We start from the raw sequence: 14,655 nt of genomic DNA, 5'->3' as shown, positions 1-14,655 counted from the left end.
AGACAATATTTTCAACCAAAACAAAACCCCCGGAATCTCTCTCCCGGGGGCACAGCTCATTTATACGTTAAAACGGAAGTGAATGACATCTCCGTCTTTTACGATATATTCTTTACCTTCAAGGCGTACTTTACCTGCTTCTTTTGCCGGAGACATGCCGCCTGAGGCGATCAGGTCGTCATAAGAAACGGTTTCTGCACGGATGAAGCCGCGTTCGAAGTCTGTGTGGATGACGCCGGCACACTGTGGTGCTTTCATGCCGTGGCGGAATGTCCATGCGCGTACTTCCTGAACACCAGCTGTGAAGTACGTAGCAAGACCAAGCAGATCGTATGTTGCACGGATCAGCTGATCAAGACCTGATTCTTCAATGCCAAGCTCTGAAAGGAACATTGCTTTTTCATCTTCATCAAGCTCTGCAATTTCTTCTTCAATCTTCGCGCAGACAACGATCACTTCTGCGTTATCTTCTTTTGCGAATTCACGCACGCGCTGTACGTATTCGTTATCTGAAGGATCCGCGATTTCATCTTCACCTACGTTTGCAGCGTAAAGCATTGGCTTGCTTGTTAACAGGTGCATGCCTTTTGCGATTTTCGCCTGCTCTTCATTCAGCTCAACAGTTCTTGCTGCCTGATTGTTTTCAAGCGCTTCTTTGATCTTTTCAAGAACAGCCATTTCAATGACAGCATCCTTGTCTTTTTGCTTGGCCATTTTAGCAACGCGGCCGATGCGCTTATCGACAGCTTCAAGGTCCGCTAAAATCAGCTCAAGGTTGATGACTTCGATATCATCAATCGGGTCCACTTTACCTGAAACGTGTGTGATATTGTCATCTGCAAAGCAGCGGACAACCTGTACAATTGCATCTACTTCACGGATATGTGAAAGGAACTTGTTACCGAGGCCTTCACCTTTACTGGCACCTTTTACAATCCCTGCAATATCAGTAAATTCAAATGCAGTCGGAACGGTCTTTTTCGGTTCAACCAGCTCAGTCAGCTTAGTCAGACGCGGGTCCGGTACTTCTACGATCCCGACGTTCGGGTCGATTGTACAGAACGGATAGTTTGCAGATTCAGCACCTGCTTTTGTAATTGCATTAAATAAAGTAGACTTCCCGACGTTCGGTAAGCCCACGATTCCAGCTGTTAAAGCCATTTCGTTCACTCCTTGAATCTTCTATTGAAAACATATTCATGTGACGTGTCATATACAAACCTCACACAATTATAAAGAGTTCCTTTGATAAATACAAGAGGACCGGCGTGTGGGCGGGATTTGATCTCAGCTGCTTCCGCTAAATGAAAAAACCGCATGACATCATTCCTGATCTCATGCGGTCTCTTTTTTATTCCTCATGCTTCACAAGCACTTTCTTCATTTTACGGGAAAACTCCTTGCGGGGAATCATGACGCTGTGTTGACAGCCCTCACATTTGATTCTGATATCCATTCCCATCCGGATGATTTTCCACTGGTTGACTCCGCACGGATGGGGTTTTTTCATTTCTACTACATCATGTAGTCCAAACTCTTTTTCCTCCATGAAATATCCTCCTATTTTTTCACTTTGTCCTGCATATCCGTTTGAAGCTTACCTGCTTCCTCTCTTGAGTACATCACCATACGAGGGAATGGAATTTCAATTCCGCGCTCATCAAGATAATGCTTGATTTCACGTTTGAGCTCCCTGCCTATATACCAATGTTTCATTGGCTGCGTTTCTGCAATGACGCGCATGACAACTTCTGAAGCGCCAAGTGTCTGAACACCGAGCAGCTCCGGCTTCATCAGGATCTCCTCATATTTACCTTCGAGAGAGTCACAGAATTCACGAATGGCCTGTTCAGCTTTCGCTACGTCTTCTTCGTAAGCGATACTGATATCCACGACAGCTACGCTATTGTGAATCGAAAAGTTCGTTACTTCCGTAATGTTTCCGTTTGGAAAAATGTGCAATTCCCCGGTCCAGCTTTTAATTTTTGTTGTGCGAAGACCGATCTCTTCCACATGTCCTTCTGCCTGACCGATTCTGACGTAATCTCCCACAGAGAACTGGTCTTCAAAAATGATAAAGAATCCTGTAATGATATCACGGACAAGGTTCTGGGCACCAAAACCAACGGCAAGTCCGACGATCCCGGCACCGGCGATCAAACCGCGGACATCAATTTCAAATGCAGAAAGTACAGCAAGCACGGCGACAAAATAAACGACGTAAGACACTACATTCTGCAGCAGTTTTAACAGCGTGTTCTCCCGGCGGATCGACACCTGTACGGGGCCGCGCGCACGCACTTTAAAGACATTTTGGATGAGCTTTTTAGCAATACGGACGACGATGCCTGCGATGACAATGATCAGAATAATCCTTAAAAAAGTAATACCGAATTGAACCCAGACTGCCTCATTTGTTAAATAGGCAACGACTGAGTCCCATGCTTCTTTCCAGGCACTTATGTCAACGACTTCTTCTATTGTCTCAGGTGGCCCCTCTGTTTCCTGATTTTCAGGTGTTTCGGGTGTTTCCGATGTATCAGGCGTTCCAGGTGTTAACGGTGTTTCCGGTGTAGCAAGTTCCATTTATATCACTTCCTGCTTTTTTTAGAAAAATCATCTCAAGCTATTCTTTATTTTATCAGCGTTCGTTTTTTTCTCCAACTTATAAGAAAAAAAACATTTTGTTCTTTAAAAAGAACAAAATGTATTATATAATGAATAAACAGAATAAAAAATAGGAATCTACCTATACTGTAGAAGTGAGAGGAGCTGGCTAATATGAACGAAGCGATACCGCCGCAATTTACCGATACTAGCTGCCGCAGTCATTTAGAGGATCACATGACACCACACCGACTCGCAAAGACACTTGCTTCAAAATATCCCATTGACCGGCCGATTGTGTATGTATGTATTGGAACTGACCGCTCTACAGGTGATTCACTCGGACCGCTGACGGGATCGCTTCTTGAAAAAAGAAAGCTGCCATTTTGCGATCTGTACGGGACGTTAAAGGACCCTGTACATGCACTGAATCTGGCAGATACTGCTGAAAAAATCCGGCTGGAGTATGACAATCCTTTTATTGTAGCGATTGATGCATGCCTCGGTCAGTTCCGCAATATCGGCTATATCGAAGTCGGGGAGGGACCGATCTTCCCTGGTGCAGGCGTACAGAAACAGCTGCCGCCGATTGGTGATGTGCATATCACAGGGATTGTAAATGCAGGCGGCTTCATGGAGCATGCGATGCTACAGAATACACGCCTTTATTTAGTCAATGAAATGGCTTCTAAGATTACAGATGCCATTCATTATTCCAATATTCTTTTACGAAAAAAGATCGCTAAAACCCATACGCTTCATACAGGTGAACAACTGTCACAATCGCACCCACAATGAGGATACCCGGGAGCAGGTTGGCCACTCGGATTTTTGTGATGCCGATCAGATTCAGTCCGATCGCAAAAATCATGATGCCGCCTGCTGACGTCATTTCAGCGATAAATTGATCCATCAGGACGTCAGGGACAAATTTGTCAATCTGCGTGGCAAACAGTGCGATCGCTCCCTGATAAAGGACAACCGGAATCGCAGAGAACAACACGCCGACACCAAGCGTTGACGTTAAGATAATTGAGACGAATCCATCAATAATGGATTTTGTGAACAGTACCTGATGATCACCGCGGAGCCCTGAATCCAGCGCTCCGATCACGCCCATCGCACCGATGACAAAGATCAGTGTCGCTGTCACAAAGCCCTGGGAAATACTCGTCTCACCCTTCGATCCAACCTTCCGCTCAATCCATCTGCCCATTGCATTCAGCTTGTCATCAAGCTCCATCCATTCACCGATCACCGCTCCAAGCACCAGACTGATGATCACAATCAGATAATTGTTGCTTGAAAGGCCCATCTGCAGACCAAGCACCACGACTGCAAGTCCAATGGCGGACATGACAGTTGCTTTCATTTTCTCCGGAATTCTGTGCAGCAGCTTTCCGATCAGTGTGCCGATCACAATTAACAGACCATTTACCAATGTTCCCAACAATACCAAGCGAAACTCCCTCTTTCCTGCTCTCTATCTCAGAAGCGGTTCTCCGTATCTTCACCTAACAGCGATAAAATCCGTTCAAGATCATCCTCTGACATAAATTCAATTTCAATCTTGCCTTTATTTTTGTTTTTCTTAATGGCCACACTGGTACCAAAACGCTCTCTCAGCACGGTTTCCTGCTGCTTTAAATGAGGATCTGCCTTTCGTTTTGGTTTTTCCTTCCGAGTGGGAGCGGCTTCTGAAATGAGTTTTTCGAGCTGACGTACATTTAAGCCTTCTTTCAGGACTTTATCAGCAAGCTGCTCAGCTGTTTCCTTATCTTTCAGCCCTGCAAGCGCGCGGCCGTGTCCCATTGATAACTCTTTACGTGAAAGCTTTTCCTGAATCAGTTCTGAAAGATTCAGCAGACGCAGGTGATTGGCAATATGCGGTCTGCTTTTACCAACCTTTTTGGCAAGCTCATCCTGTGAGATCTTCAGCTTCTGCATCAGCGTTTCATAGGCTTTTGCCTCTTCAACAGGCGTTAAATCTTCACGCTGCAGGTTTTCAAGCACGGAAAGCTCCATCATCTGCCGGTCATTTAAATCACGGATAACGGCCGGCACATGCGTAAGCGCTGCTGCTTTTGCTGCCCTGAAACGGCGTTCTCCGGCAACGATTTCAAATCCCTTCAGACTTTTCCGGACAATAATCGGCTGTAAAATCCCATGTTCTTTGACAGAAAGCGTCAGCTCTTCAAGCGGAATTTCATCAAATATTTTTCTCGGTTGATAAGGATTCGGACGGATGTCTTTCACTGACAGCTGCTGAATGTGCTCATCGTGAATGGAAGACATATCTTTAAAAAGATTGTTCACACCTTTACCAAGTCCTTTAGCCATTAATGATCACTTCCTTTGCTAAATCAAGATAGACTTCTGCCCCTTTTGACTTCGGATCATATAAAATTACAGGCAGCCCATGGCTCGGCGCCTCACTCAATCTTACATTTCTTGGAATAATTGTTCTGTATACTTTATCCTGAAAATACTTTTTCACTTCTGCAATGACCTGAATACCAAGGTTTGTTCTTGCATCCAGCATGGTAAGCAGCACACCATCAATCAGTAAATGATGATTGAGGTGTTTTTGAACGAGTCTCACTGTACTTAACAGCTGACTGAGGCCTTCAAGTGCGTAATATTCACACTGCACCGGAATAATACAGGCATCTGAAGCAGTTAAAGCATTGATCGTCAGCATCCCAAGCGAGGGCGGACAATCAATAATAATATAATCGAACCTGTGCTGTACATCCTCAAGCGCTTTTTTCAATCTTATTTCCCGGGAAACCATCGAAACAAGCTCAATTTCCGCTCCTGCAAGTGAGATTGTCGCAGGAATCGCATACAGATTTTCAACAGATGTACCCCTGATCACACTTTTAGCTGATACATCCTCTACTAACACTTCATAAATACTTTCATCTACATCCCCTTTGTTGATGCCAACCCCGCTCGTCGCGTTCCCCTGCGGATCCATATCAACGAGTAAAACCTTTTTCCCCAAATAAGCAAGACATGCACTGATGTTAACAGACGTCGTCGTTTTACCGACTCCGCCTTTTTGATTCGCAATCGCAATCATTCTCCCCATTCGTGTCACCCGTCCCCTTTTTGTGAATGCTTCGGTCTATGAAAATATTAAGTTTATTTTAACAGAGATTGCCTGTAAAAGTAGAGTGGTTGTTTTGGCTTCGGGGGATCATGACAGGAACTCTGGAAATACGACAAACCCGGGAAGTCATTGCTGCAGGCTGACGCAGAAACCAAGACAAGCTTCCGGGTGTATCACATCAACTTCACCACAGATAGCTGCAACTTCAGCGAAAACAGGTACAAACCGCCACGCCCTCTTGATGCCTTTAAGAAATAAGCCCTTAGTGTCTTAAAGGCATCAAGCGGGCTGGTGCAGCACTCAATTTGCAGAATACATACGTCAATTTGGCTCATACAACGTTCGATCCGGGTGTACCGCTACCTCGACGGAAGAGATGCGGCACCCAAACAGTTAAATACGACCTCCAAACCCTGACTTATGATCTTTCAGGCAAAATAAAAACCCGCTCATGACAAGCGGGCTTCTACTCTAGCAATCTATTTCTTCTTTTTAGGCAGCTTGATCGTAATCTGATAGTAATCATCGTACTCTTCTTCTTTTGAATCGAGCTTCATGCCTGAGTCAGAGATCATATTCAGTGACTGGCGGATTGTATTGACGGCAATCCGTACGTCTTTATTGAATGCCTTGCGTTTTGGCTTCGGCTTTGTCTCTTTGGCTTCAAGCATTTTCTGTACGCGCTGCTCCGTCTGCTTGACGTTCAGCTGCTGTTCGATGATTTCTTCTGCGAGTTTGTTCTGAAGCTCAGCATCCTTTAAAGGAATCAGTGCACGCGCATGCCGCTCCGTCATTTTTTTCTGGATAATGCTTTCCTGAACGAATTCAGGCAGCTTTAAAAGACGCAGCTTATTGGCGACTGTTGATTGACCTTTTCCAAGGCGCTGGGCCAGGGCTTCCTGTGTCAATTCATGAAGATCCAGGAGCTTTTGGTAAGCCATCGCTTCTTCCACGGGAGAAAGTTCTTCGCGCTGAAGATTTTCAATTAAAGCTACAGATGCTGTTTCAGTGTCACTCATATTTTTCACAATGGCGGGAACGGTTTCCCATTGAAGGGATTTCATCGCGCGCCATCTGCGTTCACCGGCAATGATTTCATAGGAACCGTCTCCGCTTTCGCGTACAACGATCGGCTGAATGATGCCGTGTGTATGAATGGTTCTTGCCAGCTCATCTATTTTTTCATCATCAAAAATCGTTCTCGGCTGAAAACGGTTCGGTTTGATCTGATGAATGTCGATTTGTTTAACTTCTTCTTGGTTTACTGCTTTTTCTTCCGTGGTTTCAGGCGAAACAGGCTCGTCCTTATCACCAAGGCCAAAGATCCGTGAAAACGGAGTCTTCATCAAGACACACCACCCTTTGTGAAAAACTAAACGCCATTATGAAAGCGGAGATTTATTCGGTGTTCCCGGCTTTCTTGGATACTTCTTCGGTGTAGATTTTACTTTTTCCACGACGATAACAGATCGTTCACTTTCCTCTTCAGGAAGCGTGAAAGCGTGGACCGCTGTCTTTTTGCCGCCAAGGAGCGTAATCGCTTTTTGACCGGCGTCAAGCTCTTCAGACGCACCCGCACCCTTCATTGCAACGAAGTGACCGCCTGTTTTGGCAAGTGGCAGGCACAGCTCTGAAAGCACAGACAGCCTTGCCACAGCGCGTGCTGTCACAAGGTCATACTGCTCGCGGTGGTCAGCATTTTTGCCAAACGTCTCAGCACGGTCATGGTAAAAGTGTACATCTTCAAGCTTCAGCTCGTCTGCTAAGTGATTTAAAAATGTAATCCGTTTATTGAGGGAGTCTACAATCGACACATTCAGGTGCGGGAAGCAGATTTTCAGCGGAATGCTTGGAAAACCTGCGCCCGCTCCCACATCACAAATGCTCATCGGCTTTGTGAAGTCGAAATAAAATGCGGCTGTGATTGAGTCATAAAAATGTTTTAAATATACTTCTTCACGGTCAGTGATCGCTGTCAGGTTCATTTTCTCATTCCATTCGACAAGAATTTCATGATACTTTCTGAACTGCTGCAGCTGCTCGTCACTAAGCGTAATACCTTTTGCTTTTAGCTGTTCGTAAAACTGCTGTTCTGTCATATTGGTCTCCTTTAGATCATTCAACCGGATACTTTTGCAATTTTACCCTGTTCGATATAGACAAGTAAAATTGAAATATCCGCCGGGTTTACACCGGAGATGCGTGATGCCTGGGCGATTGACAGCGGCTGAACCTCGCGCAGCTTCTGTCTTGCTTCTGAAGCAAGCCCCGTAATCGCATCATAATCAATGCCTTCTGGAATTTTTTTATTCTCCATCTTTTTCAGCTTATCGACCTGCTGAAGAGATTTTTCAATATAGCCTTCATATTTCACCTGAATCTCGACCTGTTCCTCTACATCAGCAGGGAGTTCAGTCTCTGCAGGTGACAATACTTTAATATGATTGTACGTGATTTCCGGTCTTCTTAAAAGGTCTGTTCCGCGAATTCCATCTTTTAAAGCAGAGCTTCCTGCTTCTTCAAGCAGTGTCTGTGTAGCTTCATTCGGCTTAATAATGACTTCCTGCAGTCTCTTAATTTCTGCATCGATCTGCTCTTTTTTCAGGTTAAAACGGCTGTAGCGCTCATCTGAAATCAGACCAATCTCATAACCAACGTCTGTTAATCTCAAATCTGCATTATCGTGACGCAGAAGCAGACGGTATTCAGCACGTGACGTCAGCAGACGGTAAGGTTCGTTTGTCCCTTTCGTCACAAGATCATCAATCAGTACCCCGATATACGCATCAGAACGGCTCAAGATGACTTCTTCTTTGTCAAACGCACGTCTGGCAGCATTAATACCGGCCATCAGTCCCTGACCTGCTGCTTCCTCATAGCCTGACGTTCCGTTAATCTGACCCGCTGTATACAGGTTACGGATTTTTTTCGTCTCAAGCGTTGGCCACAGCTGCGTCGGCACCATTGCATCGTACTCGATGGCATAGCCTGAGCGCATCATCTGTGCATTTTCGAGACCCGGAATCGTTGACAGGATCTGCTGCTGCACATCTTCAGGCAGACTTGTAGAAAGACCCTGCACGTAGACTTCCTTGGTATTACGGCCTTCAGGCTCAAGGAAGATCTGGTGGCGTGGCTTATCATTAAAACGCACAACCTTATCCTCGATTGAAGGACAGTAACGAGGGCCTGTACCCTTAATCATACCTGAGTACATTGCAGAACGGTGTAAATTATCGTCGATGATCTGATGTGTTTCTGCATTTGTATAGGTTAGCCAGCATGGCAGCTGATCTGTAATAAATTCAGTTGTTTCATAGCTGAAGGCTCGCGGCGTTTCATCACCGGGCTGAATTTCAGTTTTCGTGTAATCAATTGTCGAACTGTTTACACGCGGTGGTGTTCCCGTTTTAAAACGTACGACATCAAAGCCAAGATCTCTCATATGATCTGCAAGACCAATTGAAGGCTGCTGGTTATTCGGACCGCTTGAATATTTCAGGTCGCCGATAATGACTTCACCGCGCAGGAATGTTCCCGCAGTGATAATCGTTGTTTTCGCACGGAATGTTGCACCAGTATTTGTGATCACGCCGTGACACTCACCGTCCTCAATGATCAGTTCTTCAACCATTCCCTGAAGAAGCGTCATGTTCGGCTCATTTTCAATCGTTTCTTTCATCATTTGCTGGTAAAGCACCTTATCAGCCTGTGCACGAAGCGCGCGAACAGCAGGTCCTTTTCCAGTGTTCAGCATACGCATCTGAATATGCGTCTGGTCTATTGTACGCCCCATCTGACCGCCAAGCGCGTCGATTTCACGTACAACGATTCCCTTAGCCGGTCCGCCGACTGAAGGGTTACATGGCATAAATGCCACCATATCAAGATTTATTGTTAACATTAGTGTTTTTGCACCCATTCGCGCAGAAGCAAGACCTGCTTCCACACCTGCGTGACCGGCACCAATGACGATTACATCATAATTTCCTGCCTCAAATTTTTTCACCATGATGATGAATGTCCTCCTTTTTAACTGAACCAGTGCCGCTGATTTCCGCTTCAGGCGGAGGCTTTCCGCGCGGCGTGCGCTGAGTCTCCTCAAGCTGAAGCTCTGCGGGGTCTCAGCTGTCACGCTTTTCGCGCCGGAGTCCCCGCCTTACGCTCCAATCAGCTAGGTGCAATGAAATAAATCATTTATTTAATACTGATTCAGATAAATTATTTTAAAATAAACCACCCTTAGAAAGTTGGGTCAGTTTTATATCATTTGACTGTTGGAAGAGAAATTCGCGCTACCCGGAGTGAAAGGCGGCGACTCCGGGACGATTAGTGGGAAGCTGAGACCCCGCAAGGCTTGCCTGAGGAGGCTCAGCAACCACCGTCCGGAAAGCGTCCGCCTGAAACGCAGGGTAGCAGTTATAAAAGATTATTTTATTTCCCAAGGCAGAACTGCGAGAATAGCTGGTCAATTAGGCTTTCCTGAACGGTATCCCCGATCATTTCGCCAAGGATCTCCCACGTACGGCGCAGGTCAATCTGCACCATATCAACCGGTGTACCCATTTCAGCACCCTGAAGCGCTTCTTCAATCGCCTGAAGCGCCTGGTGAAGCAGTGCAATGTGACGGCTGTTTGAAACATATGTGCCGTCGCCCAGATCAACTGAACCGTCAAAGAATAATGAAGCAATGGCTTCTTCAAGCTCATCTACACCCTGTTCTTTTAAGAGGGAGGTCGTCACAAGCTTATGATCACCTGAAAGCTGCTTCACTTCATCCAGATCAATGGCCCGATCCAGATCCGTTTTATTGACAATCACAATGACATCCATGCCGCTGACCGCTTCAAATAGTCTGCGGTCTTCATCAGATAGCTCTTCACCGTGATTTAATACAAGCAGGATCAGATCCGCTTCCTTTAACACCTGGCGTGACCGCTCCACACCAATCCGTTCGACGATATCTTCCGTTTCGCGGATTCCTGCTGTATCGACAAGCTTGAGCGGAACGCCTCTTACATTGACATACTCTTCGATCACATCACGCGTTGTACCCGGAATGTCCGTGACAATCGCTTTATTTTCCTGCACTAAGCTATTTAATAAGGAAGATTTTCCGACATTCGGTCTGCCGATAATCACGGTTGAGAGGCCTTCACGCAGAATTTTCCCCTGTTCCGATGTTTTCAGCAGCTTTTCCACCTCATCGCGTACATACTTTGATTTTTCCATCATCATATTTAATGTCATCTCTTCAACATCATCATACTCAGGATAATCAATATTTACTTCCACCTGCGCTAAAATTTCTAAAATTTCCTGACGCAATGACTGCACCAGACGGGATAATCTTCCCTGCATCTGATTCATTGCGACATTCATCGCACGATCCGTTTTGGCACGGATCAGATCCATCACTGCTTCTGCCTGTGACAGGTCAATCCGTCCATTTAAAAATGCACGCTTCGTGAACTCACCCGGCTCAGCAAGTCTTGCACCTTCACGCAGGAGCAGCTGCAGCACGCGGTTTACACTGACAACACCGCCGTGACAGTTGATCTCCACCACATCTTCACGGGTAAACGTCTTTGGCCCCTTCATAACAGAAACCATGACTTCCTCAATGGTTTCGTCTGTTCTCGGGTCGACGATATGACCGTAATGAATGGTGTGGGATGGGACAGACTGCAGCTGCTTCCCGCCACTTCTATATACACGGTCAGCAATCGTGAAAGCCTCATCACCGCTTAACCGTACAATCGCGATCGCGCCTTCACCCATAGGTGTTGAAATTGCTGCAATCGTGTCAAACTCCATAACATGTCACCTCGTTATTCTTTCTCTATACAGTAAGAAGGGCCTTCCACACAGAAGGCCTCCGATATATACTCTCTAAATCATTAGAATACCATACTTTTGCATTGAAAAAAAGAAAATCAGTTGGCATTATCCACAATGTATGGTAAGGAAATGGGTTATTCACATGTGGGTAACGTATATATTATGTTCCTTCTATACGTTGGCTGATGATTTCCGCTCCAGGGGGACGCTTTCCGTGGCCGGGCGGTGAGCCCGCAGGCTTCGCCATGCCAGGTCTCACCTGTCCCTTCCTGCCACAGGAGTCGCCCCCTTCCACTCCAATCATCATCTGTGCAGACAAGTTAATAGTTCAATTCATTCAGTAAGTATTTTTATATTATTTTAAAATATTTACCAAAAAATTAATATATTGAAACGAATAATCTAACTGCTATTAATAATAAATTTGTTACTCTTTTTTGCAAAATAAATTGTAAAAACAAACTTTTGGACTGCATTCTCAGTGTAGCGAAGCGTAAGGCGGCGACTCCGGGACGAATAGAGGGAAGCTGAGACCCCACAGCCGAAGGCGAGGAGGCTCAGCAACCTCCGTCCGGAAAGCGTCCGCCTGAAGCGCAGCGAAACGATGTAAGAAAGCATTTCATGAACGATTCCCATAAAAAAATCAGCTGCCATCAGACAGCTGATTTTTATTAATATTTAGCAGTAATTACCAGATAGCGGTGGGGCTCACGGCCTTCGGAATGAGTTTCGATATCACGTCTGGAAGACAGTGCGCTGTGAATGATTTTCCGTTCAAAAGATGGCATCGGTTCAAGCTTCACAGGGCGTCTTGTACGAAGCGCCTGTTCCGCTTTGCGTTCAGCCAGCTGACTGAGCGTGACGCGTCTTCTTTCACGGTAATCTTCTGCGTCTAACACGATTGTTACAAATTGTTCGGTGTAGCGATTTGCAATAAGCTGGGCAAGGGTCTGAAGTGCGTTTAGCGTTTGACCGCGTTTGCCGATCAGCAAAGCAACTTTTTCACTTTCAAGCAATATTGTTACAACTTTCCCTTCGCGCTGGGCCGAGGTTGTCAGTTCAACGCCCATTTGGCCGGCAATATCCTTCAGATAGCGTTCGACTTCTTCAATCGCATCCTTTTTACGGATTACCTGCACCTTAGCCGGGCGTGACCCGAGCCCAAGAAAACCTTTTTTTCCTTCATCCAGTACTGATATGTCAGCCTGTTCTTTGGAAATACCGAGTTTTACAAGCGCTTCGGATACAGCCTCTTCAACAGTCGCACCTGTCAGCGTGATCTCCTCATTCACATACAGCCCCTCCTATCAAGTTGAGCTTTCAGCCTCATTTTTCTTAAATGTACCATTAATGAGTAAAGTCTGCACAATCATAAAGACGTTACCGACTACCCAGTATAGTGATAGGGCAGTTGGGAAGATGAAAGCAAATACTGCGATCATAACAGGCATCAGATATAGCATGATCTGCATTTGCGGGTTCATACCTGCAGGGTTACCTGCCATCATAATTTTCTGCTGAAGGAATGTTGTTAAACCAGTTACAATCGGCAGAATAAAGTATGGATCTGTTTCACCAAGGTCGAACCATAGGAAATTGTGATTTGAGATTTCTGTCGTTCTGACAATTGCATGATAGAATGCAATCAGAATCGGCATTTGAATTAATAATGGGAAACAGCCGGCAAGCGGGTTAACACCGTGCTTTTGGAACATCGCCATTGTTTCCTGCTGAAGTTTTTGCTGTGTCTGCGCATCCTTAGAAGAATACTTTTCACGTAACTTCATCATTTCAGGCTGGATTTCCTGCATACGCTTTGTATTTTTTGTCTGCTTAATCATTAATGGCAGCAGTACAAAACGGATGATAAGTGTAACAATTACAATCCCAAGACCATAGTTTTCATTAAAAAATTCAGCAATCTGTGTAATCAGCCAAGATAGCGGATATACAAAGTAGCTATTCCAAATCCCTTCACTGTCTGATGTGATCGGCTGATCGATTTCCGTACAACCTGCAAGGAAAACAGCTACGACCGCAAACATCATAAAGGGAAAGAGTTTCTTCTTCACGAATATGTTCCTCCCTGTCTTTCAAAAAATTGTTTCTATTCATATAACCACCCGTAATTGTAACACGTTTGGTCAAATTGAGCCTCTATTTCTTAGAATGTTCACTTTTTAGCACGCGCGATTTTTTCATCACGTGTGTCAGTGATTTCTTTGTTTCATGGAAATTCAAATCAGCTGCCGGCTTCCTCGCGATGACGACGTAGTCATAAGAGGGGTCCAGCTCATTTGACAGTTCCAGAAATACCTGCCTGATATATCTTTTCACCTGAACACGGGTTACTGCGTTGCCAACTTTTTTGCTGACAGACATGCCAAGACGAAACATTACCTGATCCTGCTTTTTCAAGCGATACAAAACGAACTGCCGATTGGCCATGGATGTTCCTTTTTTGAAAACGGCCTGAAATTCAGGATTTTTCTTGATTCTCTGCTCTTTTCTCATTACGCCACCCACAATTTTCGATATTTTTCCGGTATTTAAGCGAAAAAAGACCACTGAGTGGAATCAGTGGTCTTAAGCAGACAATACTTTACGTCCACGTTGACGGCGGCGAGCAAGAACCTTGCGTCCGTTCTTCGTGCTCATGCGTGCGCGGAATCCGTGTACTTTACTTCTTTTACGAGTATTTGGTTGGAATGTACGTTTCATAGTAAGACACCTCCTAAAAAGATCATTTATATCTATGATCAGAACTCTAAACATTCTAAGTCATTATAGCGACGTTCAATCGTCATTGTCAATGTCTGATTCGTGCAACCACTATATCATAACACCCGGAGCGTTTACGTTCAATAGAAAAATGAAAAAATAATCAAATCCTGTAAGTGGAAGCGGTGAAGGAGCCGGAGAACAACGCTCAGGTGAATGTGATTTTAATAGGAGAAAAAGTGACCTGAGGTGTTGTGAATGTGACCTTAAATTTCCCGGATCTGACCTCAATTCTTACCCACTCCATCTGTCACTTCTCATTATTATAGTAGAAAGCAGTCAAATCCTCTAAAATTTCCAGCCCCCGATCC

The 14,655-nt window shown here is 45.2% G+C and carries 15 protein-coding genes; 1 reads left to right on the top strand and 14 read right to left on the bottom strand.

Features of this window, described 5'->3' with window-relative positions; genetic code table 11:
- Positions 1-60: 60 nt before the first annotated feature.
- From ychF to UFB30_RS00140, 3 genes are all read right to left on the bottom strand, one after another.
- The gene (gene ychF / locus UFB30_RS00150) at positions 61-1,161 is read right to left on the bottom strand and encodes a redox-regulated ATPase YchF (protein ID WP_322419652.1); all 1,101 of its coding nucleotides are present in this window, start codon (positions 1,159-1,161) and stop codon (positions 61-63) included.
- A gap of 190 nt (positions 1,162-1,351) precedes the next feature.
- Positions 1,352-1,549 carry a DUF951 domain-containing protein gene (locus UFB30_RS00145; RefSeq protein ID WP_322419651.1) on the bottom strand — a complete coding sequence of 66 codons (198 nt, stop codon included), beginning with the start codon at positions 1,547-1,549 and terminating at the stop codon, positions 1,352-1,354.
- Between the two features lie 11 nt (positions 1,550-1,560).
- Positions 1,561-2,586 carry a mechanosensitive ion channel family protein gene (locus tag UFB30_RS00140; RefSeq protein ID WP_322419650.1) on the bottom strand — a complete coding sequence of 342 codons (1,026 nt, stop codon included), beginning with the start codon at positions 2,584-2,586 and terminating at the stop codon, positions 1,561-1,563.
- Positions 2,587-2,781: 195 nt separating this feature from the next.
- Here UFB30_RS00140 and yyaC point away from each other — a divergent pair, with 195 nt between their 5' ends.
- Positions 2,782-3,405: a spore protease YyaC gene (gene yyaC, locus UFB30_RS00135; protein WP_322419649.1), complete on the top strand. Its 624-nt coding sequence runs from the start codon at positions 2,782-2,784 to the stop codon at positions 3,403-3,405.
- Here the strand turns inward: yyaC and UFB30_RS00130 are convergent.
- The 11 genes from UFB30_RS00130 to rpmH form a co-directional block, all read right to left on the bottom strand.
- Complete coding sequence (locus UFB30_RS00130; RefSeq protein ID WP_322419648.1) at positions 3,350-4,066, bottom strand: DUF554 domain-containing protein; 717 nt, start codon at positions 4,064-4,066, stop codon at positions 3,350-3,352. The genes yyaC and UFB30_RS00130 overlap by 56 nt on opposite strands.
- Before the next feature lie 29 nt (positions 4,067-4,095).
- Positions 4,096-4,947 carry a ParB/RepB/Spo0J family partition protein gene (locus tag UFB30_RS00125; RefSeq protein ID WP_322419647.1) on the bottom strand — a complete coding sequence of 284 codons (852 nt, stop codon included), beginning with the start codon at positions 4,945-4,947 and terminating at the stop codon, positions 4,096-4,098.
- Positions 4,940-5,701 (bottom strand): ParA family protein, encoded by a 762-nt coding sequence (locus UFB30_RS00120; protein WP_322419646.1) that lies wholly within the window; start codon positions 5,699-5,701, stop codon positions 4,940-4,942. The genes UFB30_RS00125 and UFB30_RS00120 overlap by 8 nt, the downstream gene beginning before the upstream one ends.
- Positions 5,702-6,201: 500 nt before the next feature.
- On the bottom strand, positions 6,202-7,068 hold the full coding sequence (gene noc, locus UFB30_RS00115) for a nucleoid occlusion protein (protein WP_322419645.1): 867 nt from the start codon (positions 7,066-7,068) through the stop codon (positions 6,202-6,204).
- Between the two features lie 36 nt (positions 7,069-7,104).
- On the bottom strand, positions 7,105-7,821 hold the full coding sequence (gene rsmG / locus UFB30_RS00110; protein ID WP_322419644.1) for a 16S rRNA (guanine(527)-N(7))-methyltransferase RsmG: 717 nt from the start codon (positions 7,819-7,821) through the stop codon (positions 7,105-7,107).
- Between the two features lie 20 nt (positions 7,822-7,841).
- Positions 7,842-9,734: a tRNA uridine-5-carboxymethylaminomethyl(34) synthesis enzyme MnmG gene (gene mnmG, locus UFB30_RS00105; protein WP_322419643.1), complete on the bottom strand. Its 1,893-nt coding sequence runs from the start codon at positions 9,732-9,734 to the stop codon at positions 7,842-7,844.
- Between the two features lie 422 nt (positions 9,735-10,156).
- Complete coding sequence (gene mnmE, locus UFB30_RS00100) at positions 10,157-11,539, bottom strand: tRNA uridine-5-carboxymethylaminomethyl(34) synthesis GTPase MnmE (RefSeq protein ID WP_322419642.1); 1,383 nt, start codon at positions 11,537-11,539, stop codon at positions 10,157-10,159.
- Positions 11,540-12,234: 695 nt separating this feature from the next.
- On the bottom strand, positions 12,235-12,855 hold the full coding sequence (jag, locus tag UFB30_RS00095) for an RNA-binding cell elongation regulator Jag/EloR (RefSeq protein WP_322419641.1): 621 nt from the start codon (positions 12,853-12,855) through the stop codon (positions 12,235-12,237).
- Positions 12,856-12,870: 15 nt separating this feature from the next.
- Positions 12,871-13,635, bottom strand: a complete 765-nt coding sequence (gene spoIIIJ, locus UFB30_RS00090; RefSeq protein WP_322419640.1) for a YidC family membrane integrase SpoIIIJ — start codon at positions 13,633-13,635, stop codon at positions 12,871-12,873.
- An 85-nt stretch (positions 13,636-13,720) separates the two neighbouring features.
- On the bottom strand, positions 13,721-14,077 hold the full coding sequence (gene rnpA / locus UFB30_RS00085) for a ribonuclease P protein component (RefSeq protein WP_322419639.1): 357 nt from the start codon (positions 14,075-14,077) through the stop codon (positions 13,721-13,723).
- Positions 14,078-14,149: 72 nt separating this feature from the next.
- Entirely contained in the window at positions 14,150-14,284 is a 135-nt protein-coding gene (gene rpmH, locus UFB30_RS00080) for a 50S ribosomal protein L34 (RefSeq protein ID WP_082029149.1), read from the bottom strand.
- Between the last annotated feature and the right edge of the window lie 371 nt (positions 14,285-14,655).

The sequence above is a fragment of the Jeotgalibacillus haloalkalitolerans genome (assembly GCF_034427455.1).
In the GTDB taxonomy this organism is placed as follows: Bacteria; Bacillota; Bacilli; order Bacillales; family Jeotgalibacillaceae; genus Jeotgalibacillus; species Jeotgalibacillus haloalkalitolerans.
Note: the sequence above shows the minus strand (reverse complement) of the source record. Positions and strands in the feature narration are given on the sequence as shown.